This is a genomic window from Gardnerella sp. DNF00109 (genome assembly GCF_049262845.1).
Lineage (GTDB): Bacteria > Actinomycetota > Actinomycetes > Actinomycetales > Bifidobacteriaceae > Bifidobacterium > Bifidobacterium vaginale.
In genome coordinates this window covers 660,659-685,324 of sequence record NZ_CP058406.1, presented here as the reverse complement: position 1 = coordinate 685,324, position 24,666 = coordinate 660,659, and the positions used below count along the sequence as shown (strand labels likewise).

Annotated in this window: 22 protein-coding genes; 11 read left to right on the top strand and 11 right to left on the bottom strand. The window is 37.6% G+C overall.

What is annotated here, in order from left to right; all coding sequences use genetic code 11:
- Positions 1-689 precede the first annotated feature (689 nt).
- From HXT20_RS02575 to HXT20_RS02565, 3 genes are all read right to left on the bottom strand, one after another.
- Positions 690-986, bottom strand: a complete 297-nt coding sequence (locus tag HXT20_RS02575; RefSeq protein WP_004112662.1) for a hypothetical protein — start codon at positions 984-986, stop codon at positions 690-692.
- Between the two features lie 129 nt (positions 987-1,115).
- Positions 1,116-1,250 (bottom strand): poly(A) polymerase, encoded by a 135-nt coding sequence (locus HXT20_RS02570; RefSeq protein ID WP_004138524.1) that lies wholly within the window; start codon positions 1,248-1,250, stop codon positions 1,116-1,118.
- Positions 1,231-1,404: a hypothetical protein gene (locus HXT20_RS02565; protein WP_004112661.1), complete on the bottom strand. Its 174-nt coding sequence runs from the start codon at positions 1,402-1,404 to the stop codon at positions 1,231-1,233. The genes HXT20_RS02570 and HXT20_RS02565 overlap by 20 nt, the downstream gene beginning before the upstream one ends.
- A 1,259-nt stretch (positions 1,405-2,663) precedes the next feature.
- Between HXT20_RS02565 and HXT20_RS02560 the strand changes: the two genes are divergently transcribed.
- A complete protein-coding gene (locus tag HXT20_RS02560; protein WP_248902376.1) occupies positions 2,664-4,844 on the top strand; it encodes a DUF2075 domain-containing protein in 2,181 nt (726 codons plus the stop codon).
- 143 nt (positions 4,845-4,987) lie between these two features.
- Here the strand turns inward: HXT20_RS02560 and HXT20_RS02555 are convergent, their stop codons facing one another.
- The 6 genes from HXT20_RS02555 to HXT20_RS02530 all read right to left on the bottom strand — a co-directional run bounded on the left by HXT20_RS02555 (position 4,988) and on the right by HXT20_RS02530 (position 12,975).
- Complete coding sequence (locus tag HXT20_RS02555) at positions 4,988-7,477, bottom strand: ATP-dependent Clp protease ATP-binding subunit (RefSeq protein WP_004112655.1); 2,490 nt, start codon at positions 7,475-7,477, stop codon at positions 4,988-4,990.
- A gap of 69 nt (positions 7,478-7,546) precedes the next feature.
- Positions 7,547-8,806 (bottom strand): DUF3027 domain-containing protein, encoded by a 1,260-nt coding sequence (locus HXT20_RS02550; protein ID WP_248902375.1) that lies wholly within the window; start codon positions 8,804-8,806, stop codon positions 7,547-7,549.
- 18 nt (positions 8,807-8,824) lie between these two features.
- A complete protein-coding gene (locus tag HXT20_RS02545; protein ID WP_004115360.1) occupies positions 8,825-9,214 on the bottom strand; it encodes a cold-shock protein in 390 nt (129 codons plus the stop codon).
- Between the two features lie 189 nt (positions 9,215-9,403).
- Positions 9,404-11,437 (bottom strand): sensor histidine kinase, encoded by a 2,034-nt coding sequence (locus tag HXT20_RS02540; protein WP_248903155.1) that lies wholly within the window; start codon positions 11,435-11,437, stop codon positions 9,404-9,406.
- A 2-nt stretch (positions 11,438-11,439) separates the two neighbouring features.
- Complete coding sequence (locus HXT20_RS02535; protein ID WP_004112649.1) at positions 11,440-12,180, bottom strand: response regulator transcription factor; 741 nt, start codon at positions 12,178-12,180, stop codon at positions 11,440-11,442.
- 60 nt (positions 12,181-12,240) lie between these two features.
- Entirely contained in the window at positions 12,241-12,975 is a 735-nt protein-coding gene (locus HXT20_RS02530; RefSeq protein WP_004112647.1) for a hypothetical protein, read from the bottom strand.
- A 186-nt stretch (positions 12,976-13,161) separates the two neighbouring features.
- On the opposite strand from HXT20_RS02530, the gene HXT20_RS02525 reads away from it, so the two are divergent.
- A complete protein-coding gene (locus HXT20_RS02525; protein ID WP_004115363.1) occupies positions 13,162-13,455 on the top strand; it encodes a WXG100 family type VII secretion target in 294 nt (97 codons plus the stop codon).
- A gap of 118 nt (positions 13,456-13,573) precedes the next feature.
- Here the strand turns inward: HXT20_RS02525 and groL are convergent, their stop codons facing one another.
- Together groL and HXT20_RS02515 are read right to left on the bottom strand one after the other, a co-directional pair.
- On the bottom strand, positions 13,574-15,199 hold the full coding sequence (groL, locus tag HXT20_RS02520) for a chaperonin GroEL (protein WP_004115364.1): 1,626 nt from the start codon (positions 15,197-15,199) through the stop codon (positions 13,574-13,576).
- 273 nt (positions 15,200-15,472) lie between these two features.
- On the bottom strand, positions 15,473-16,156 hold the full coding sequence (locus HXT20_RS02515) for a LytR C-terminal domain-containing protein (protein WP_004138477.1): 684 nt from the start codon (positions 16,154-16,156) through the stop codon (positions 15,473-15,475).
- Between the two features lie 146 nt (positions 16,157-16,302).
- On the opposite strand from HXT20_RS02515, the gene HXT20_RS02510 reads away from it, so the two are divergent.
- The 9 genes from HXT20_RS02510 (at position 16,303) to HXT20_RS02470 (ending at position 24,635) form a co-directional block, all read left to right on the top strand.
- The gene (locus tag HXT20_RS02510) at positions 16,303-17,013 is read left to right on the top strand and encodes a uracil-DNA glycosylase (RefSeq protein ID WP_004118032.1); all 711 of its coding nucleotides are present in this window, start codon (positions 16,303-16,305) and stop codon (positions 17,011-17,013) included.
- Between the two features lie 61 nt (positions 17,014-17,074).
- Positions 17,075-18,229 carry an AAA family ATPase gene (locus HXT20_RS02505; RefSeq protein WP_032812301.1) on the top strand — a complete coding sequence of 385 codons (1,155 nt, stop codon included), beginning with the start codon at positions 17,075-17,077 and terminating at the stop codon, positions 18,227-18,229.
- Entirely contained in the window at positions 18,226-19,260 is a 1,035-nt protein-coding gene (locus HXT20_RS02500; RefSeq protein WP_009994213.1) for a DUF58 domain-containing protein, read from the top strand. Before HXT20_RS02505 ends, HXT20_RS02500 begins: the two co-directional genes overlap by 4 nt.
- Before the next feature lie 12 nt (positions 19,261-19,272).
- Entirely contained in the window at positions 19,273-19,806 is a 534-nt protein-coding gene (locus tag HXT20_RS02495; protein ID WP_004138491.1) for a hypothetical protein, read from the top strand.
- Positions 19,803-20,993 (top strand): vWA domain-containing protein, encoded by a 1,191-nt coding sequence (locus tag HXT20_RS02490; protein ID WP_048730308.1) that lies wholly within the window; start codon positions 19,803-19,805, stop codon positions 20,991-20,993. Before HXT20_RS02495 ends, HXT20_RS02490 begins: the two co-directional genes overlap by 4 nt.
- Positions 20,990-22,027 carry a vWA domain-containing protein gene (locus HXT20_RS02485; RefSeq protein WP_004118050.1) on the top strand — a complete coding sequence of 346 codons (1,038 nt, stop codon included), beginning with the start codon at positions 20,990-20,992 and terminating at the stop codon, positions 22,025-22,027. The genes HXT20_RS02490 and HXT20_RS02485 overlap by 4 nt, the downstream gene beginning before the upstream one ends.
- On the top strand, positions 22,024-22,638 hold the full coding sequence (locus HXT20_RS02480) for a DUF6466 family protein (protein ID WP_032841029.1): 615 nt from the start codon (positions 22,024-22,026) through the stop codon (positions 22,636-22,638). The genes HXT20_RS02485 and HXT20_RS02480 overlap by 4 nt, the downstream gene beginning before the upstream one ends.
- 120 nt (positions 22,639-22,758) lie before the next feature.
- Positions 22,759-22,959 (top strand): hypothetical protein, encoded by a 201-nt coding sequence (locus tag HXT20_RS02475; RefSeq protein ID WP_009994208.1) that lies wholly within the window; start codon positions 22,759-22,761, stop codon positions 22,957-22,959.
- A gap of 5 nt (positions 22,960-22,964) precedes the next feature.
- Positions 22,965-24,635, top strand: a complete 1,671-nt coding sequence (locus tag HXT20_RS02470; protein WP_004138481.1) for a lipase family alpha/beta hydrolase — start codon at positions 22,965-22,967, stop codon at positions 24,633-24,635.
- Positions 24,636-24,666: the final 31 nt, after the last annotated feature.

The following is a 24,666-nucleotide window of genomic DNA, read 5'->3' as shown; positions in this document are numbered from 1 at the left end:
GAGAAAGACGATAGAACACGAAACGCAGAAGGATCACCCCCGCACATGCGGGAAACTCTATCAAAAGCGATTATACATCAACAACATTGTTATTGTGATTCATTAATCTAAATCTTCTGCGTATAAAGTTAGGTCAGTTTGTAGTATAAATTTAAAATTGTTCAAAGTGATATAACTCTTACAAGAGTAAAGCAGATGTAGATGTTTAATGCGTAGGAAGAGTGTCATTCACAAAAATAGATATAACACAGGTGTATCAAAATTATTGCGTTAAGGAAACAGTTTTGATACGTGCTTATTGCGTATGATAAATCTAGCTAAACAATAACAAGAATATGGGTGATCCTTGCGTATAAGGAAGGTGCTCATATGATAGAATCGAATTGAGAGCTGGGGCTCCCCCTTACCCTTGACCCTTCACGGGGTAGGTTTGGGGGAATGACCAGCTCTTTTGTAATAGTTAATTTTCCCGTCTTCTATTATGCAAACGCAATTTAGCTTCATATTTTCTCTAGATAAACGTTTTTGAACAATAGTATTTATTGAATCCCTTGGTACATTGAAATATTTTAAAAAATAACGCTATAATGAAAGCAACGCGAGGGCCTCGCAGCTGCCGTTTACGTCAGATTGTTAGTCGAGGGGTCCCTCGCAATTTTCATTCTAAGTATATTTTTTTAATATACAATTTATTCATCTTCATCGTAATCTGCAGAATGTTGGCGACGTGGAATCCCTAGTTTATCTGCCATTTCGTTATATGAATCAAGATAATCATCGTCAATAAGATTGTATGCTTCAATAATAAGTTTGCGAGGAGTATCTTGATGTTCCCATGCAAAACTTAAGTAATCTGCTAATGCTTCATAAGGCTCTCCTGCGCATGTAGCATTACTAGCGGCTTCTTTGCAAAGTTTATCCATGTATGGTTCAGCATAAGGCCGAAGTTTCTCTGCCGTGTCATAATAAATTTTCTGCATGTTCATCAGCTTTTCACTCCTCTCTTATTTTCCACAACTGGGAACACGGTATTAACGCGCATACTTTTAATTGCTTACAACCTTTTGCAGGTGGCTAAAATCTGATAATTGTTGATTTAATATAAAATTTATTTTTTATTCATCTGGTGAATGGACTTTACGCGGAACTCCTAAATCGTCTGCTATATCGTCATAGACATCTCCGCATTCATAAGGATCTAGAAGGTTATAGGCTTCTATTAGCAACTCTTTAGGTGCACTCTTGCGCATCCATGCGTCTACTTAAATAAATATCAATTGCGATTGATGGTTCACCTGCTCTAATAGCGCTATTGGCTGCTTCTTTAGAGTGTTTGTCCATATTAGGTTCAGCATAGGGACGAAGTTTCTCAGCCATATCATAACAAAGTTTCATCATATTCATCAGCTTTTGATTCCTCTCTTATCTTCCACATCGTTATATGCAGTAACAACGCGCTAAGCTCTTTCTTTTTTGATAAACGCACTTCTAGGATAGCATCAGCTTATGTGTGAAAGCCTGAAAAACGTGTGGTTATAGGGTTATAAGCAAAAACGCGTGGTACTCCTCAGACTAATGTTCCAGTCTTGAAAGCTAGTTGCCGAGGGCCACGCGTTGCAATTAAGATTCATACCTCATATGTGAGAAAAAAATTCCAACTACACATACTAGCTAGAATTTCTATGAATAACCACACATTTAGAAAAGACCTAAAAGCACCGTGGTGCGCAATTGTCAAGAGGACGAAAAGGATAAAATCGCCCTTTGCACCACGGCTCTACTATGCTATCACGATACACATCGACCGTAAACACATTCGCATAAATCTTTGTGCGGAAAAACTAATTTCGTTGATTTAACGTAGTCAGCCCTCACTTGCGTTGAAAAGCACACTATGCTTTCAACTTTGAGCAAGCTCGGCGTTCCAAGGTACTTTCGCGCTTGTTGTGTTGCACTCAAGCAGGTTGTCCCGCCCCACGATGCGGGAAAGACTGTGAACCAAGGTGAAAAATGGCACCATACGCCAGCGATAATAACGAGTGAAAACATAGCAGATACTATTGCATCTAATTTCATAATGAGCCTGCAGTATAGTGGATAGTGAGTCCCGGACACTTGGTCTGTTCGGGACTAACTATTTACTTATTGCGCTTCAAGGATTACCACTGCGTATTAGGTAAAGACTTATATGATAGAATCGAAATGAGGGCTAGGGCTCCTCTTACCCCTTAATCTCGTAATGAGTTGGTTTGAGGGTATGACTAGCTTTCGCATATTCCAACTGTTTTATAGTCTTTAATGATCCATATGTTATATGTAAAAAAAAATAAAGGAGCCCACACAACGCCTAAGGTGAGTAAATCAGCCGACGGCATGAAGCCGACTTTCAACGCAGGAAGACTCCTACGATTCATGCTAGTAAATATTGCATTATTACACAACATTGACTTTGTTTATATGGTAAATCTAATTTATAGAGTTTGTGGGCAAGTGTATCAAAATTGTTGCGTTAAGGAAACAGTTTTGATACGTGGACTAAATTTTCATAATCGAAAATTTATAAATTGAGTTAAAAATATTCAATTCAAAAACATTTGTAAATTTGTCACTATTAGTAGTTTTTATTAATAGAATATTTCTTATCAAATAGCTATCATTGAATCATGATGAAAGCTATTGTTCCCCCTAAGTCCATAATTGTTAATTTGCCTTATAAAGTTTTCAAAGATAATGAATTGGAACATAGCATTAATGAAAATCTAAAGTATAAGAGAAGTGATCTTGATAACCAAACTATTCAAGTTTTGAAGCATTACTTGCTGAAATTTCCAACTGTTTATATTGTTCATAAAAAAGAATATGAGAGATATACGGTTTATGTTGGTGAAACTAATAACATTGAGGAAAGAACAAAACAACATCTGAATGCTGATACCAAAATCAGAGATGATTGGGAAAAATTATCTGAAGGCGAAGTAAAACAATATATTATTGCTAATGAGCATTTTAATAAATCACTTACTTTAGATGTTGAAAACCGCTTCATGCAGTACTTGTTAAGCGTTAATTCAATTAATGAGGTTACTAATCGCCGAACAAATCCTCAGGGTGAATATTATCCAGAAGAAGAGTTCGAACGTATTTTTTCTGGAATATGGGTTCAGCTTCATGACATGGATCCAAATTTATTTCCAGAGGAAGGAATTATTCGCGACTCAGCTTTATTCAAGGCATCACCATTTCATAAATTGACTTCTGAACAGAAGGATATTGAAAGAAAAGTTATAGATATCGTCAATGAAGCTTTAAAATCAGAGAATAAGTGTGACTCTGATTCTTCTACGCTTATTCTGTTAGAAGGTGATGCTGGTACTGGAAAAACAGTTTTACTCAGTGATTTGTTCTATAAAATTTGTAACAAGCTAAGCAAAATAAAAAATCAATTACGCCAATACAGTTATGATGATGTTGAAGAAGAAAACGAAGAGGATTCTGATTATGAATATAAACAATTTTCAACTATTAGTAATAGGAAAACTGCTTGCATAATTGTAAATCATAAAGAACAAGTGAATGTATACAATCAAATAGCAACAAAGTTACGTTTGCAAAAAAATAATGATGAACTTGTTATGCTACCTTCTCAGTTTATTAATCGTTTTAGCGAGCAAACCGAACAAGGTCGTGGCATCATTGACAGACCAAAGCGTTGCTGTGATGTAGCTCTTATTGATGAAGCTCACTTGCTGAATACACAAGCTAATCAGGCTTACTCTGGTTCAAATATGTTGTCTGATATCTTATGTAGGTCTCGAGTTGTTATTGCAGCTTTTGATCCTAATCAAATTTTACAAAGTAACCAACGGTGGAATTCAGAAGACTTAGAAAAATTATTGGGTACATATTGCAAAGATAAGAAGTCTTTTGGCAATAGTGCTAATGGTTGTGGAGCATTATCCTTAAATGATTCAATAAGTGTGAATGTCCGTCGTTTTATTCTTGAAAATCAGATGCGTATGAGAGCTAATAAAAATATTCTCGAATGGATTAAAAATTTTGTATACAATGGTTGCATTGACACTCTTCCAGTATGTAGTAATTCTGAGGTAAAAAATGCAGATTCGAATACTGAAGATAAACCTTTTGATTTCAAGGTATTTGATTCACCTATTAAATTGTTTAAGGCTATTAAATCTAAATCTGAAGAAAAAGCTTCTGGGTGCGATGGGCACGGATTATCACGTATTGTTGCAACATATGATTGGGAGTACAAGAGCAATAAGAATAATCCTAAAGCAATAAATGGTACTTGGAATGTAGATTTGCATTGTGATAGTAATGGACAATGGTATATGGGACTTGGAGAATATGCTGATGCTAGTAGTTCAGAGTTAGAAATTTTGGAAAGAGAAGGGAAAGTTTTTAGCCATCCATGGAATTATCAATTGTCATCGTTAGATAGCTCTAAGCATTCACGTTCAATAAAGGAAACAAAAAAATCATGGGCAGAACAGCCTCATACTATAAATGAGATTGAATCTACATTTACCGTTCAAGGATTTGATTTAAATTATGCTGGGGTAATAATTGGACCTTCAGTGCAGTATCGTAATTGTAAAGTTGTTTTTTGCCCAGAAAATAGTAGAAACGATAAAGCAACTAATAAAAGGCACACTAAAGATTTATCTACAAAAAAGAAAATTACGTTAGACTATTCAATTGATAATCTTAAAAATGAGCTTAACGTGTTATTAAAACGAGGAGTTAATGGACTCTACATTTTTGCTGTAGATACGGAATTAGAAAAAGCATTATTAGAAGCTCAGCGTAATTCATTTATCTGAATAATATAAACAGTATCGGAACAACATATTTTATTTATCGGAACAATAGTGATTTATAAAACCCATAAAACGCAAAAATCCCGATGGTTTTACACACCGGGATTTTCGTTATTTAGAATATTTTCGTTATTTAGAACTCAACATCAAGATTCAACATCAAACTTTATACCGCGGAAAATAAACTCCCCCAGCAAACCTTCTCCTTCCGCATCAACTTCAACGCGTTCACCATCTGTTAAGTCGCCAAGCAAAATCTTCTCACTTATGGCATCCTCAATATCGCGCTGAATAACTCTTCGCAACGGTCTTGCTCCAAGAAGAGGATCAAAGCCCTTTTGCGCAAGAAGATTCTTAGCTGCATCTGTAAGCTCCAAAGTCATATGACGTTCAAACAGACGGTCATTCAAACGCTTAACGTCCAAATCAACAATCTGACGAACCTCTGGCTCAGTAAGCTGACGGAATACAATCGTATCATCCAAACGGTTTAGGAATTCCGGACGGAACTGACGCTTCAATTCCGAATTAACCTGATCCTTCATTCTCTGGTAAGATGCATCCGCATTATTGCCAAGACTAAAACCAGTATTCGCTGACTTAGCAATATCACGAGTACCAAGATTTGTAGTCAAGATAATAATCGTGTTCTTAAAATCAACTTTTCTTCCTTGGCCATCTGTTAAATGACCGTCGTCTAACACTTGCAACAAAGTGTTGAAAATATCTGGATGAGCCTTTTCAATTTCGTCAAAAAGCACCACCGAGAATGGCTTTCTACGAACCTTCTCTGTAAGCTCGCCACCCTCCTCGTAGCCAACATATCCTGGAGGAGCACCGAAAAGACGAGAAGCCGCATACTTTTCCGCAAACTCCGACATATCCACACGAATCAAAGCATCATCATCGTCGAACAGGAATTGAGCCAAGGTTTTAGCAAGCTCTGTCTTACCAACTCCTGTAGGACCAGCGAAAATAAACGATCCAGAAGGACGCTTTGGATCTTTCAATCCTACTCGCGCACGACGAATAGAACGAGAAAGTGCAGAAACAGCCTCATCTTGACCAATAATACGCTTATGAAGCTCCGCTTCCATACCGAGCAACTTTTTGGATTCCGCTTGAGTTAGCTTAACAACAGGAATACCAGTTGTATTAGAAACAACAGATGCAATAACATCCTCGTCTACAACCATATTCACATTAGACTCGCCCTCACGCCAAGCCTGCTCTTTATTCTTACGTTCTTCCTCAAGCTTTTCCTGCTCATCTCGCAAGTCGGCAGCCTTCTCAAAGTCCTGATTCTTAATAGCTTCATCTTTCTTTTCTGAAAGTTTAGAAATCTTAGAATCAAGTTCCTTAAGCTCTGGTGGCTCTGTCAATCGCTTAATACGTAGGCGAGCTCCAGCTTCATCAATAAGATCAATCGCCTTATCTGGCAAATTCCTATCTTGAATATAGCGAGCAGACATTTCTGCTGCAGACTGCAAAGCAGCATCCGTAATAGTTACGTGATGATGATTCTCGTAGCGCGCACGCAAACCTTTCAGAATCTCAATTGTCTCTGCAATAGAAGGCTCTTGAACTTGAATAGGCTGGAATCTTCGTTCCAAAGCCGCATCCTTTTCAATATACTTTCTATACTCATCGGTAGTTGTAGCACCAATCGTCTGTAGCTCACCACGCGCAAGCATAGGTTTAAGCATGTCAGAAGCACCCAAAGCACCATCTGCAGACCCAGCACCAACAATAGTATGAATCTCATCAATAAATAGAACTATATCTCCACGAGTCTTAATTTCTTTAAGCACCTTCTTTAAGCGCTCTTCAAAATCGCCACGATAACGAGATCCAGCAACCATCGAACCCAAGTCAAGAGAATAAACCTGCTTGCCCTTTAACGTTTCTGGCACATCTCCAGCAACAATCTTCTGTGCAAGACCTTCCACAACAGCTGTTTTACCAACACCAGGTTCACCTATAAGAACAGGATTATTCTTAGTTCTGCGAGAAAGCACAACCATAACGCGCTCAATCTCTTTTGAACGACCAATAACAGGATCAAGCTTCCCTTGCTCAGCTTCTGTAGTAAGATTCCTTCCGAACTGATCTAGCAGCGCAGAACCAGACTGATTCCTCTTATCCTGCACTCCTCCAGCATTAGCCAAATCACCCTTCTGACCGTCTTCTGGTAATCCAGAATTTCCTCGAATCAAATCCATTGCAGTGCTACGAAGATCTCCTAAATCGACCTCCATCTTAATAAGCACCTGCGTTCCAACACCTTCGCCTTCTCTAATAAGACCTAAGAGAATATGCTCGGTACCAATATAGCTGTGCCCCAATTGCAATGCTTCACGCAAACTAAGCTCAAGCACTTGTTTAGCATGCGGAGTAAAAGGTATGTGTCCACTAGGCGAGACAGTACCAGTGCCAATCATTTCTTTTATTTGTTTACGAGTATTGTCTAATTCTACGCCTTTGGCGTTTAAAGCTTTTGCTGCTATTCCTTCGCCTTCTCTAATAAGACCTAAGAGAATATGCTCGGTACCAATATAGTTATGCTGAAGAGAGCGCGCTTCTTCCTGAGCTAGCACAATCACACGCCGAGCGCGGTCAGTGAACCGTTCAAACATAATTGCCTTCCGTTCTTATCCTTCGTTCTATGGTAACGAGTTGCCATGACTCTAACACTATTTTTAGTGTTACTCATTGGTTAATGACGACTTATTTAAATCTTCAGAATTGTCTGCAGAATCCGAGTCATCTGCAGAATCCGAGTCATCGCCAGATTCTGCATAATCTGCGCTATCTGCATCATCCGAAACATCACTCTTATCAACATCATCAGAATTATCAGTGCTATCTGCAAAATCTTCTGATTCAATATCTTCATTAGCTTTATTATCTTTATTATTACTTCTATCAATTGAATCAATTTCTGCAGAATCGCTATTTTCGCTATTTTCACTGAACTCGTCAGACTCGTCTTCAATTATCAACCTGCGATGTTTTTTACGATTTTCCTTACTATCTTCAATCGCTTCTTCGATAAGCTCTACATCTGCTCTCTCGTCTCTAGGGGCTTGAGGAGCTATCTCAATATGATAATCGTCATAGGCTGGAGTCGATTGAATCCAAAGTTGTGATGGCTCTGGTGGCTCTATTTCGGAATGCTCTCCACACCCGTGATCTAATGCCACCACTCTCCCATCGTCTGGGCTCCACATATTTGCGCAAACTCCAAACATGTTTCCTAAGCTGCCAGCTAACGGAATCATAAATCCGCAGGATGAACACGCTTTACCATCCGCAATTTTAGTAGAAAGCGATTTAGGACCATGTTGTCCCGAATACCATCGCTTCGCTGTTTGAGCTATTGCCTCAGCAGTCATAACCCTCTTACGAGTTAATCTAAAAGTCTCAACTGCTTCTTCAAAATCTTCTTGAGATTCTTTAGACTCATTATCTTCTTTAGATTCATTATTTTGCTCTGTTTCGCCATCCTGTTCGGTTGCTGGCGACTTATCCGATTCAGAGCATTCAGTTTCTACAGAATCTTCAGAAACATTTGCTTTAGATTTTTTATAATTTAAATCTTCTGGATTAACTCCAGATTCAAGCCTTTCATCATCTTCGGCTGTACCAATAGAGTCCATAACCGAAAGATCCGTTGGCTTAAGTCTATCTTTCCAAGGAATCCAAGGTGGAGGTAGTAAAGAATCCTCAGTTGGGGCAAGAGTTGACTCATTAACTGTCCAACGATCAACATCAGCATCGTGGTACAGCGTTACTGACCACTGCCAACCTTCATACCCAGGCATATTGCAAACAAATCTAAAATCGGTAACATCACTACCAAGATCTGTAGCACTTACGAAATCTCCAACAGCGTTTTCACGCTCTGAAGTTTCCACAGCAATACTATATGCAAGCTCCTGAGGATTAATTACTTCATCTGCCATAAAAAATCCTGTTAAATATCAGTCCTGCACGTCAAAATTGTCTGCTACAGCACGCAACAAATGCGCAAGTTTCTTACTCTCAGCAGTAGACGGATAATGACGACGTCGTAAACCATTGCCTGCAGAATCCAAAAGCTTAATAAGGTCTTCTACTATTGCAGCCATATCTTCAGCTTTTGGTCTTGTGGCTTTTACTAGCGAAGGCGCAGAAGCCACAACAGTGAGACCCATTGCCTGTGGCCCTTTACGACCTTCAACAACAGAGAATTCAACACGCGTACCTTTACGCAGCTCTTTCACTGATTCTGGCAGCGCAGAAGATGGTAAGAATACATCTTTGCCCTCTTCATCGCATATAAAGCCATATCCTTTTTTAGAATCGTACCAACGAACACGCCCGTTGGGCATAACACACCTCACTCGAATTCATTAAATTCTATGCGAATCATCATATTCTACTATAATCCACATAACATTCACTCGGCTCACGCTTTATCAATTGTAGCGCATGAATCCCGAACAATCTAAAACGAAAACTATAAGCAATAAATTATCCGAAAAAACATGTCAAAACAAGCAAAATTATAAATAAAATAATTAATAATTTAAACTATTATCGATTTTTACAATATTATTATCGGTAACCATGCTAGAAGTATCTGTATTCTTAACCTTCTTATTATTCTCATCGTCAAATATCACATTCGGCAACACAACCGTAAGAGTTAAACCATGAGGCTTAGATTCAGATGATTCGCTTCCTACCATTGTATCATCAATAAGCTGATCACTGCTGGTCCTAGATGCACAAGACGTAGTAGCACATATAAAACCACGATGAGCTTTAACAACAGACTGAGCAATAGACATACCTAAGCCAGTACCACCCTTTTCTCTAGCGCGAGATGGATCTGCAATATAGAATCGCTCAAATATGTGAGATAAAGATTCTTCAGGTACGCCAGGTCCATGATCTACCACTCGAATAACCACAAATGAGCTGCCTGTTCCAGTAGATTGGCTCACTTCCGCAGCTTCTAAAAAGTCTTTCAATGAACGAGATACAGATCCCATTTTTTGAAGAGCTTCAGGAGTAATAGAAGCCTTTAGAACACCCATACCTATCTCTACTGGAGAATCGCTTGGAGTATATCGATGAATGTTTCCAACAATATTTGTAAGAACTTGTCGCAATCTAGCTCCGTCACCCTTTAAAGTGACTTTAGGTAACTCACCTGGAGTAAAAATAAACTTTCTATCAAGACTGCAATTTGTTGGCTTAGAGCAATTCATCAACTTCCAGTCATCAGCTAAATGCAAAGTGCCTTGCTGAATAACTCGAACTGGATCTAACGCTCTCAAATCATTTGCCGCATCAGAAAGAATAGGAGTTACTTTAACTGTCTGAGAAACATTTATTCCTCTACCCTCGTCAAATCGCGCCAGTGAAAGCAAATCTTCTACAAGTTCCGTCATTCTTTCACTAGAAGCCTTAATATGAGCAATAGAATCATCAGCTTTTTCTTGCTGACCAGGCACACCTCTCCACATGTAGTACAATTCAGCGTATCCATGAATAGCAGCTAATGGAGTACGGAGTTCATGACTTGCATCAGAAACAAATTGTTTCATTTTCTCAGTCATTGCTTCCTGGTCGTTAAATCCTTGTTCAATCTTAGAAAGCATAGAGTTCAACGAAGCAGCTAAAGATCCAACCTCCGTGTTCTCTGGTGCGGAAGGTACTCGCCTACTTAAATCTCCTGAAGCAATCTTCGACGCAGTTTTTTCTATTCTCTTTAGTGGAACAAGAGTAGATTGAATAATAAGAGCGGCTAAAACAGCACCAAGAAGGATAACTGTTATACTAACCATCACACAATAGCGTGTAAGCGTATTAACAGTATCTAATTGGTCACTTAAAGAAAGAGCTATATAAACATACCCTCTAACATGCATTTCGGAATTATATCCGCTTCGCTGACCCCATGTAAGAACAAGAACTCGCCAAGGAGATTCCGCAGCTTTTGCAGTTGTTTCATCAATGCTTTTTACATCTCCATGTACACGCGCTGGAGCAGTAAAAGGCCTACGTCTTACAACAACATTATTAATTTCTCCATCTTCTGGAAGAGTTGGCATAGAAACAACATCACCTTTAAGTTTTGGAATCAAAGGTGTAGTAATAATCTTGTTATTAGTGTCTCTAATCTGCAAGAAATAATCATTAGGACCTGCAGCCTGTTCTCCAGAATCCTTACTACGAAGTAAATCTATATTGTCGTAAATAAGCTGAGCCTGATCTGTAAGCTGAGCATCGGTTTTATCCAGAAGATAACTGCCAACTAATTGCCTAATAGAAAGAGAAATACACAATGCAGCAATTGTAAGAACAACCAAAGTACACGCCACCAAACGAGTACTCAACGGTATAGCATCAATATGCCTCCGCAACCATTTGGACTTAGATTTATTCTTAGTTTTTTTAGGATTATCACCAGAATAAGTCACTAATTCGGCTTTAACATTTCGATCAGCACTAACTTCGGACTGATTTAATCCGCTGTTATCAGAACCAGATGTTTTGGAACCATTATTGTAAAGCGAACCATCCACAGATTTGCTCTCACTCATAATCAGGCTTGACCTGCTTTCGGAACGCGAATCATATAGCCAATACCACGCTTCGTTTCAATAAGAGGAACAACCTTCTTTAAGCTTCCATCCTCATTTTTAATTTCAATACCATCAATCTTTTTACGAAGATAAGAAATATAGGATTCTACGATTGCCGCATCTCCACCCCAATCATATTGCCAAACATGATTGAGAATCTGACTCTTAGACAATACTCTACCTTCATTGTCCATCAAATAATGAAGCAGTTTATACTCCGTAGGACTTAATTCAATTGGAACACCAGATCTGGAAACATCATGCGAATCCTCATTAATTTCCAAATCAGCAACGCGCACAACAGGAGTATCTTCATCTGGATCTTGAGTTCTACGCAATATTGCACGAATTCTCGCAACTACTTCTTCTAGACTAAAAGGCTTTGTAACATAATCGTCGCCACCAACAGTAAGACCCATAATCTTATCCTGAGTGTCGTCTCTAGCAGTAAGGAATAACACAGGAACAGCAACACCATTCTGGCGAATTCGCCTTGTAACCGTAAATCCGTCTATATCTGGGAGCATAACGTCCATAACAATAAGATCTGGATGTACACGCTCAATAACATCAATAGCTTCTGATCCAGAAGCTGCTGTTTCTACATCAAATCCTGCAAAGTGTAGCGATGCTACCAAAAGCTCACGAATTGAAGGTTCGTCATCGACCACAACAATAGATGCTTCTACATTCTTACCCATACTGATTAGCATCACTTATAAAACTGAATGTTTCCTGAGTGTTTCCTGAAAAAAATCGATTTATTTACGCGCCGCATGGCGTCTCTTAGCTCTTCTCAACCCTAGTGATACTTGTTTTAGAATATAGTTTCTTCTCCACAAAATAAGTGCAACAAGAACAAACAAAGCAACAATAATAACAACCATAACGATTGTTGAAACTACACTTGTTCTGGAAGTTACAGAAGTTTTCTTAGACCGAGCAATCTGTTTCATAAGCATGATTGCAGATTGAGACCAATCAGCACCTTGAGAACTAATAAGAGGACGATACGCCGCATCAGAAAGCAAATCCACGGTTGTTTTTCTTTTAAGCCATTCATCAGAATTAGATGAAACTGCTACTACAAGCTTTCCATCATGAGTAGCAACAGCAAGAAGAACAGTATTACGATCTGGATTAGTGCTTGTAAGTAAATCACTAGCCCATTTTGACGGATTTTTATTTCCAGTAAAATTAGATAAATAAAGTAATTTAACCGATACACCTGTTTGTTTTTTGGTTATTGAAATCATATCTGAAACTTTTGTAACAGAATCTCCAAGAAGATTTTCTGTATCCGTAATAGAATCTGTTGCAACAATACCCAAATTCTTAGTGCTTTTATTCTGAGAATCCGCTTTTGATAATCCATCATTAGCAAAAGCTGTTGTTGGAAACAAAACACTTTCGCTCAAAAATACAATAATTACAAAAGCAGATAAGCCTTTAACCACATTGATAAAAAAATCTTTTATAAACTTTCTCGACGGCATATATTCATAATACCGTGTTTTTAGATTACAAGAAACAAGCGCAAAATAGAGCAATTTAGGCAAAACAAAAGTTAAAAAATTATAAATTTGATTTATACAAATTAATTTATACAAAAGATAAGTTTGCACGGCAAAAACTAAATGAATAACTATAAGAAAATTAACTACACTAAATGAGGAGAAAAAATGACACAATTTAGAGTTGATTCAGAACAAATTCAGCAATCTGCTGCAGCAGTTGCATCTTCGATTAATGCGATTCGAGACGCCACAAATGGAATGTACGCAAATCTCCAACAATTGCAAAGTGTATGGACTGGTCCTGCAGCTACACAATTTGCATCAACAGCTGGGCAATGGCGTGCAGCACACCAGCAAATGGAACAATCATTGCAATCCATTCAACTCGCTATGCAAAATGCTTCTAACATTTACATGGATACAGAAGCGCAAGCTACATCTTTGTTTTCAATGGGATAAACAAAATAATTAAACAATAGAATAAATAAAAAACGTGAGCGATGACTTGTATTTTATAACAACTCACCGCTCACATATAACAACTAGCTAAAAGCTAAGCAATACGTCTAACTTTTATTTAGTAGCCCATCTCTGCGCCAGCCTGTGGTGCAGCAGCTGGCTTCTCAGGCTTATTAGCAACCACAGCTTCTGTAGTTAAGAACAAGCCAGCGATAGAAGCAGCATTCTGTAGAGCAGAACGAGTTACCTTAACTGGGTCGGTAACGCCTGCAGCCAACAAATCTTCATAAGTATTAGTTGCAGCATTGAAGCCTTCGCCTTCTGGAAGCTCACGGACCTTGTTGAGCACAACGTCTCCAGAAACGCCAGAATTCTGAGCAATCTGCTTGATTGGAGCTTCTACAGCACGGAACACAATTGCAGCACCCGTGGCTTCTTCTCCACTAAGAGCAACAATATCAGCAGACTTCTCAACCTTAGCGGCAGCCTGAACCAAAGCTACACCACCGCCTGGAAGCAAACCCTCCTCGATAGCAGCCTTAGCATTACGAACTGCATCTTCAATGCGATGCTTACGTTCCTTAGCCTCAACTTCCGTAGCAGCACCAACCTTAATAACAGCAACGCCGCCAGCGAGCTTAGCAAGACGTTCCTGAAGCTTTTCGCGATCGTAATCGGAATCAGTGTTCTCAATTTCGGCGCGAATCTGAGCAACACGAGCCTCAACATCTTCCTTAGAGCCAGCGCCAGAAACGATAGTTGTTTCATCCTTAGAAACAATAACCTTTGCAGCATGACCAAACACAGAAGCGTCGATAGAATCAAGCTTCAAACCAAGGTCGTCAGAAACAACCTGAGCACCAGTCAAAATAGCCATATCCTGAAGCATTGCCTTACGGCGATCGCCAAATCCTGGAGCCTTTACTGCAACAGTATTGAAAGTACCGCGAATCTTGTTAAGAACAAGAGTTGGTAATGCTTCGCCATCAACATCTTCAGCAATAATGAGCAATGGCTTACCAGACTTCATAACAAGTTCAGCAACATGAACAATGTCCTGCTGGCTAGAAACCTTGCCAGAAGTGAGCAAAATGTATGGGTCTTCAAGAACAGCAGTCTGATCTTCTGCATTAGTGACGAAGTAAGGGGAAATATAACCCTTATCAAAACGCATACCTTCAGTGAAGTCCAAATCAAGACCAAACTTGTTGTTGTCTTCAACGGTAACAACACCGTCCTGACCAACCTTATCCAAAGCTTCAGCAATCTTTTCGCCAACTTCAGGATCTGCTGCAGAAATAGTTGCAGTAGCTGCAATCTGATCCTTTGTTTCAACATCCTTAGCAGATGCGAGAAGTTCCTTAACAATTGCTTCTGAAGCCTTTTCAATTCCGCGACGAAGAGCGATCGGGTTGCTACCAGCAACAACATTCTTTAAGCCTTCGTGCACCAGAGATTGAGCCAACACGGTAGCGGTTGTAGTGCCGTCACCTGCAACGTCGTCAGTCTTCTTAGCAACTTCCTTTACCAATTCGGCGCCAATACGCTCGTATGGATCTTCAAGATCGATCTCCTTAGCGATTGAAACGCCATCATTAGTGATGGTTGGGGCGCCGTAAGACTTATCAAGAACAACGTTACGACCCTTTGGACCAAGAGTCACCTTTACTGTATTTGCAAGCTTATCAAGACCAGCAAGCATACCCTGACGGGCATCTTCTTCATAGGCAATAATCTTTGCCATTATTCCTCCACATAACTTAACTATGGAACACTCACTCAAACCGTCGAAATCTAACCAACCGTCAGCTGTTGATTAAACCTGCAACATTAGAGTGCTAAATGAAGATTAGCACTCTAAGTGCCCGAGTGCCAACTATATTCAAAAATATATAGAAAAAATCTATAAGCAAAATCAAAAATAGCCAAGCAAAAAGCCACTCTATACGACTTTCTACTCGACTATTTAAGAAATTATTTATTATTGAAATTTATTGCAAAATGAGTAAATAGCAATTTACTTGCACAAAACAACAACTATTGTGGTAGTTATTTCACTAGTTGCCTCAACATTGCTAATACCCAAAGTTTTAGCGACGTCTTGTGCAGCAGCACGATTTTCATCTCCCTTGTACCAAACAACAGAATCCGAAGGAACATTACCTTTAGGATTTGCAGCTTCTACATTTGCATAACCAGCTTGCTTAAGCTTTCCAGCTTCTTGAGCTGCATGACCCTGAATTTTAGTTGCATTAACAACTTTTACTTGAACTGTCTTGTTAATATCTGCTGTCGAAGAGTCATTGTTAGCATTAGAGTCTTTAGAAGAATTCTTATCTTCTTTATCTTGCTTTTTATCTGACTTATTTGTTTCTTCTGGGTCCTTATCCTCGTCTGAATCATCGCCATCAGCTTTGTCAGATTTACTCTTGCTCTCATCAATTTTGCCATTTTTATTGCCATTAGAAGACTTGGAAATTGCTGAATTATTTGCACTCCAAGGCATACGAATATTGTTGATTTCTCCAGACATAACCGCCCATGCCAGAAGACCCAACACAACAGCAACAACTAGCACAACAACATATGGGAACAATACAGCATACCACGCGCGATTTCCACGATGTACTCCAACAGGACCTTCTGGTGGATTATCGAAATCATCAGTCGTGAATGACACGTTCTGGCTATTGTTCGCCATAATTGTATCCCTTCCAAAAAATCATTAAAACAGTATGGAATACATACTAGCGAATGCCTCGCACAAAACATAAGATAAATGGAAATATAAAAAATTATTATTATTTGCTGCACATATTTGTCATTTATGTTTTAAAGTTATTAACCATGGAGATTAAACAGCGAAAGTCTTTACACGATTTAATAGACCCAGATTGGGCAGACGCTCTTGAACCAGTAGAACCACAAGTTCACAAAATGGGAGACTTTTTAAGAGATGAACTATCTAACGGGAGGCGATTCCTGCCAGAAAGTCACAATATTCTCAGAGCTTTTACAATACCTTTTAAAGAAATAAAGGTTCTTATTGTTGGTCAAGACCCATATCCTACTCCAGGTCATCCTGTAGGACTTAGTTTCTGCGTTGCTCCAAACGTTAAACCATTACCTAAAAGTCTTATTAATATTTATAAAGAATTAGTTAGTGATTTAAATGTACCAATGCCAAAGAATGGTGACTTAACACCGTGGACTCAAAAAGGCGTTATGCTACTAAACAGGTGCCTTAGCGTTGAAGTAGGTAGACCTAATAGTCATCAGGGAAAGGGCTGGGAAGAAATTACCGATGCAGCTATTACCGCATTGAATAACCGTGTAGATAATAACGGCAAGCATATTCCTCTGGTTGCAATTTTGTGGGGAAGAAATGCTCAAAGTCTTGCTCCTCTTCTCACAAACGCAATCATTATTCAATCCCCTCACCCAAGTCCTCTTTCTGCCTCTAGAGGATTCTTTGGTTCTCGTCCATTTTCAAGAGCAAACCAGGCTTTAATATCGTTAGGATCAACACCAATAGATTGGACTCTCCCTAGCGAATAGTAAAGATTATTTAAAGTAGTAAAATCATCTAAAGTAGTAAACATCAGTTAGAATGAAACGCATGGCATTATTCCCTCCACAACCAAGCAAACAAAACGATAACGCTAATACTGGCGTATTTAATCTTCCTCCACAACCACGTGCAGTTACACCTAACAATACAATGGTCAGCAATACAATAGCTAATCAAATTGTTGACTCTATAAATCAACCAGTATCTGCTGGTGTTTCTAATGAAGATATTAAACGAGCTCAACAGATCGCTGATATTCTTCGTTCTAGGTTTGCACAAACACTTGTTGGACAGGATTCTCTCAGAGAATCACTTATTTTAACTCTTGCTGCTGGAGGACATATTCTTATTGAGTCCGTTCCTGGATTGGCTAAAACCACAGCGGCTCAGACTCTTGCTACAGCAATGTCTGGAAGTTTCAAAAGAGTGCAATGCACTCCTGATTTAATGCCAGCAGATTTGGTTGGAACACAAGTTTTTGACTTCGCTTCTCAAAGATTCACAACACAAATTGGACCTATTCACGCTAACGTAATTCTTCTAGATGAAATTAATCGTTCTAACGCAAAAACACAATCCGCTATGCTTGAAGCAATGGCAGAAGGCGCCACAACTATTGGTGGAGAACGCATTAATCTTCCTCAGCCTTTTATGGTTATCGCTACACAAAACCCTATTGAAGAAGAAGGAACTTTTAATCTTCCAGAAGCACAAATGGATCGCTTTATGATTAAAGCAATTATGTCGTATCCTTCCTTCAACGAAGAAGTTAGTATGCTGAAGCTTTTAACCAATAGAGGTAGTGACGTTTTCAATCCAGAATCTTTAAATAATCAAAAGATTAGCCTTCAGGATGTCACTTTCTTAAGATCGGCAACTCGCAGAGTACATGTTTCGGAAGCAGTTATGAAGTATGCAGTAGATATTGTTGCAACTTCTAGAGGAGAAGGTAGTCACCCTCTTAAAACTATTTCTTCTCTAGTTAGAATGGGCGCAAGCCCTAGAGCTTCTATTGCTTTGATCCGCATTGGTCAAGCTCAAGCTTTGCTTTCTGGAAGAGATTACGTAATACCGGAAGACGTTAAAAAGTTTGCTCATGATGTTCTTAGACACAGGATTCTTCTTACTTTTGAAGCTTTAGCTGATTCTATTACAAGTGATCAGATTATTGACGCAATAGTGAAAACGGTTCCTGCACCATGATCTTTGCAAATCCGTTTTTTACAAGAATGTTAAAATCTTTTACAAAATCTGATTTTGTGGTACAAGATACTAAAAGAAGCTTATTAGTTTCAAATTCTGCTAAAAAGATTAGGCGAAAGATTGAAGAATTAGATAATCGTCTGAATTTACCTGTAGCCAAAAAATCGTTGGGCGTTTTTGAAGGAGAGCATCCGTCCAATCATAATTTTGGAAATGGTGATTTAGTTGATATTCACTCATGGCAGCCTGGTGATGAAGCTAGAATGATGAACTGGAAAGCTAGCGCTAGACTTGGCGAGCCAATGGTCTCTTCTAGAGAAAGAAACTGTTCTTCTAAGACTTGGATTCTTGTAGATTCTAGCGCGAACATGAATGCTTCATGTTCTTGTAATGGACTTAACGAGTATTTGTACGAGGCAGCTTCTAATTCAGCGTGTTTCTTTGCGTCTTTAAGTATAAAACGTAACGATTCATTAAACTGCGTTTTATTTGACGGTAACGATATTATAAAGATTCCTTCATCTAGGAATCTTCCTGATTTTGAACGTAATTTGGATAAAAATATATATAAAACACGTAAAAAACTTAGAGATACAAATACGATCATAAATTTTGCTAATTCGATTAATCAATCACGCGGATTAATAGTAATTATCACGGATGAATATGCAATTTCGTCAAAACATTTTGATGATTTGCAAAAAATTTCAAGACTCCACTCACTGATAGTGGTAACAATATGTCCAATTAATCCATTTAATTCATATAAAGTCACGCCAATAATTGACGGTACAACAATGCGAGAAATTCCAGCATTCTTAAAAGATGATTCTTGCGCTAAAGAAGTTAATACACATAGAGCTTTTGTCAATAACGCATTGCACGAAATTCTAAATAACACAGGATCATCGCTTATACGCGGTTCTTCTAGTGAACAAATATTCCATTCTTCGACGAAATTTATATCGAAAGCTACCTTACAGAGTATGTTTTCTGGCGCTAAAAGCAATAAAGATTTACGCTTGAGTTAGTGGGGTAAGTCGATGAGTATTCTTGATGTTAATAAAATTCTAAACGATGATTCAATGCTATTCGCATTTATTGGCTTAAGTCTAATAATCGCATGCGCTGCTTTCATAGTTCTATATGCTGCAATTTATAAAATGAACACTAAAGTGGATTCTAAGCAAAAAGTTAAAAATGCTGCTCATACATTGAATGCCAATAAGCAAGAATGGCGTAAAAAGATTGATTTAGTGGTAAGCCAATATCATGAAAATAAAATTGAGAAAGATCAGGCTTTTGCAAAATTAGCGCAAATAGCTAGACAATATGTTTCCATAATGAGTGGCGAAAACATTAAATCGCATACACTTGGAGAGATTAGTTCACTTAGAAAATCTTGGAAAAACACTCATGGAGCAGATCTTTTAAGACAAACAATCGCAGCATTATATCCTCCTGAATTTGCAGATAGCACATATAATAATCAAGCTAAAAATACAGATGTGGATCAGGGTGCAAGATGGGTTCTTATTCTGCTAGAAAGTTGGAAAACAAAGGAGAATAAAAGATGACATTCTCCACATTATCATTCTCAACATTATGTAACTGCCAAATATATAATTATTCAACACTAGTTTCATCCATTTTCTCTATGCGACTTAAATGGCCAATAGTCCTGTTTTTTGGTGTTTTAGCAAGCGTAATAATTCTTATAACTGTATTAGTGATTAGCGAGGTTAAACGACACAACTTAAAGAATCATTCGTACAATTCAAGAAACATTTTAGAATCAAGCTTTTTGAGAACATTTACTTTAGACGAGGATTTGCAAGGAAGTTTATGTGCTAGAAAATGGAGACTATGGAATATTCTTCGCAAATTCTCTTTTATAATGCTTATCCTAGCTCTTATATGCACTACAATTCTCAGCTCTAGACCTTCAAGAGTTTTAAACGCAAACGAACAATCAAGCTCTAGAGATATTGTTTTATGCTTAGATGTTTCTGGATCTACTCTGCCGTATGATTTGGAAGTTATTAACGCTTATTTGAAATTTGTTGAGCATTTTCAAGGCGAGCGCATTGGTTTGAGTATTTTTAATTCAACTTCTAGGACTGTTTTTCCTCTTACAGACGATTATTCACTTGTTAAAAAACAGTTGCAATACGCCTCTAAGCTGTTGGATGGAGTTCAAACACAAGACAAAATCGACAATATGCAACAAAAGCAGTATCAGCAAATTTCCACGTGGCTTGATGGTACGCAAAACCGAAAAGAAGCAACATCGTTAATTGGCGATGGTCTTGTTAGTTGCGCTGCAATGATTCCTGGAGTTGTATATGGTTCTTCTAGCAACTCCCAAAAACCTCATAATCGTCTTAATCGTAGTGCATCTATTGTTTTAGCTACAGATAATGTTGTTTCTGGGAAACCAGTTTACTCTCTTAAGCAAGCTTTAGATCTAACAAAACGAGCTAATATTCAAGTCGATGGATTGTATTCTGGATCTACTCAAAGCGAAAATGAGAACACTACTAATCAGATGCGTGAACTTATTGAAAAAAATGGTGGCATTTTCTTAACTCAGCATAATTCTGATTCTGTTTTAGCTTTGGTACGTAAAATTGAACAGCAGCACACAATTATGCAAAAGGACTCTACACAATCTGCTTTAAGCGACGATCCTAGTATTGCAACAATATTTGCGGTTATTTTTGTAACTCTCTGGCTTATTTCAGCGAGAAGGATAAAACGATGAAAATATCTTTTAGTTGGATTTCGCTAGTTGCTATTGCAATTCTTGGCATTTTGGCATTATATGAAATTTTCCCAATTAATCGCAAAAACCTTAGTTCGGACGAAACAATTTATATGAGGGTTCGAAGAGTGTTGATATGCGTTCTTCTAGCTATTTGCGCATTATGCCCTTGTGTTATGAAAAGCACCTTGCAACGCTCTCTTAATGCTACAAATGTTATATTTGTTTTAGATGTTACTGGCTCTATGAATGTTAATGATTCTAAGGATTTAAACAACAACACAACCACTAGGTTTAATTCTGCAAAACAAATAATAAAACAAATTACAAATAATTACATAAACGCAAGTTTTACTGCTATTAGGTTTGGAGCGTCTTCTAGTGTTGATGTTCCACTTACGCCAGATTCTAATGCAATTGAAAATTGGGTTGATACTATCAACACTGAACCTGTTGGAGTTTCAAATGGAACTAGTTTGGATGCTCCCCTAGATAAAACTCTTCTTGAAGCTAAGGCAATTCATGACGCTCATCCGCAAGACGTTACAGTTTTATATTTAATAAGCGATGGAGAAGAAACAACTTCTAGAAAGCGTAGAACATTCTCATCTCTACGCGGATACGTGAATCATGCTTATGTTATTGGCGTAGGTTCTAAAAATGGCGGGAAAATCCCAAATACCACCACTAAGCTAAATGATTTAGATGATATAAATTCTACAGATTCTTCTACAAAACAATCTGGTAAATGGATTATTGACCCATCTACTGGAAAACCTGGAATATCTAAGATGGATCCGCAGAATCTTAAGAATATAGCTGATGAGGTTAGTGGAAAATATGTTGACTCTAGCAAAAATCACTCTATTGGATTAGAAGCAAAAAATATTCTTTCTAAACAATGGAGACAGAACAATACTGTTAAGCCGAGACTTAGACCTGAGCCAATCGTTTGGCCTTTTGCTATTCTTGCAAGCATATTGATTCTTTGGGAATTATCATGCTGGATTACAAAATCAAGGAAGCTTATATGATTAGCAGAATCACACCTAAGTCACTCCTAAGATTTTCTCTTGTTACTTTATCTTCTATTGTTATAGCCTTATGCGCTATATCAGCTTATTTGTCTATTACTAATCTTAAAGCAGAATCAACGTATAATTCTGCCACAAAATCACTAATAAATAACATAAAAGCGTCAAAAAAAGTTGATGCAGATATAGAAATATTGCTCGTATCTCAAAAACAGGTTGATGATCAATTTAGCGAAGCAAAATCGCCATACACTATTCTTTTACCTCATATAAAAAATAGTATTGAGCACAACGCACTAATATCTAAAAGACTTACTAGATTCTTACAAAAACAAATTGATGAAGATAAAAAGAATACTGATTCTAGTACACAATCCAACTATAATGACCGAAACCAAAAAAATAATTTGCAGGACAAATCTGGGAATTCTAGTTTAAGCGATTCTCAAAAAAAGAAGGTCGAAGACTTATTAAAACAAAACAATCAAAAAGATCAAGACCAGAATCAAATAAACCAATCCGAAAAAGATTACAGCAATAATGATTCAAATAGTAAGTCCGGAAAAATAAAGTCTTCTAAACAAGAAGATTCAAGTAACAAGCCGTGGTAAAGGTAATAAAAAAAAATATCTAATAGAATATAAACCCTTATATTTCAATATTTTGGAACCTTTAACCACATTAAAAGATTTTTCGTGACTATTTAAAAAACATTGTGTGTAATACTTTGTATGCATACATTTAATAATTATTACTGGCTGATAGCAAGAACAGAACAATGTTCTAACAGCGTGCTTGGCGAAGCACATTCAAATACTCTTAAAGATTGGCATGGAAAAGCCGCAAACGCGTTCAATGAAGAAATGTTTAATGCTGCCAAAAAAGCATGCGAAATTGGCTCTATTAACTCAAAAATCAACTTATGGAGGTGAATTTAATGCCTTGGAGAGTTAAATCAACAATAACAGGTGGGAAAACCATTAGCGTAGCTGATGCTAGCGAATACAAAACAAAATCCGCAAAATTACAAGAACTATCCAACGATTTCCACTCGTTAAGCACAAGCTGGATGCAAGCTGCGATGCAGATTGAAAGCCAAAAATCATCTGTTTTCTCTGAAAATAACAAAAATTTTAATGGTTATTTTAACGACGATTCTTTACAACCGCTATTGGATCCTGCAGAATGCAGAATAAAATCAAGCCAATGCGAATCGTTATCAAATAAACTTGATGAATTATCTTCTCTAATAATCAGAGCAAATAATCTATATGCTAACGCAGAATACAAAAATAGAGAAAACTTAGATAATCTTGTATCGATTGGTACAAGTATCTTTCCTATTACAGCAGTACCATTCTTTGCAAGCGTAGGATTTAGCATACTTTTAGATATGACTCAAAAAAGCGGTATGAAAAACTTTTCTAAATGGAGTCATGAAACTGCACCAATTCAACAAGGCTTTATTAGAGGCTTTTCTAAGCATTTTCTAATAAACCCCGTAACGGGAATTCCTGTGCATTTTATTTCTAGTATTCAAGAAAGAAATTCAAATAAGCATTCAAACGATCCAGTTTCTAAGCTTGCAAGTGCATTAAGCTTGTTTAGCGCAAAAATCAACGATGCAAAACAAGGGAATAATCTTAAAGTAATAAAAATTAGATTACCTCACAGAGAATATTCAAAAATATTTCATTACAGAGGAAGTAATATTAGTCAAGCTCTTGGAAATCTAACAGATCTTTCAAATGGAAACCTTGGCGTAAAACCGCCTAAAATAAACGCAGATGCAGCAACAATAGCAATACAACGCTTTAAGAAAAAAGACGGTAGCATATCTTGGCTTGTTACAATACCTGGAACAGATGGCAAACCAAAATCTCCTTTTGGATGGCCACAAAACGCAGAAGTTATGAGTAGTTCTAAAAACGTAAGACAAAATGCAGACAGCATAAGAATGGTTATAGAAGCCATGAGAAAAAGCGGAATTAAAGCAAAAGACTCAGTTATTCTTGTTGGACATTCACAAGGAGGAATTGTATCTGCAAGCATAGCTAGCGATTACTCAAAACAATACAACATAAGACACATAGTAACTGCTGGATCTCCAATAGCAAACCATCCAATACCAAATAAAACTTGGGTCACAAGCATAGAAATGGAAGACGAACTAGTTCCTACCTTAGATGGCGCATCTAATCCAAATAGAAATAATTGGGTTACAATACATGGAACTGCCAAGAAAAGCGCTATTGCTCACAATGGCACAATCGCCCCTAAAACAGCTCATAATGCAATATACAATTCACTTGTTGTAAATGTAATAAAATCGCAAAACAAAAATAAAGAAAATAATAAGAAAAACAATAAACAATACAGAACTAAAAGTTATAAAAATGAAAAACTTTTTGAAAAAGATGGAATCTTAGTAAAAAATGTACCAGAAGAAGGAACGCTCACACATGATTTGAATTATCATAAAGCAGCTTATGAAGACGCTCATCAACTTGGATCTAAAGAGATACGAATGCAAGAAGAGCATTTTAGAAAAACACTAGGTGACGAATTAGAAGAAACAACACTATGGCAAGGAATTATGAGCCATTAACTATGCGCCATTAACTAATAACCGCTCAAAA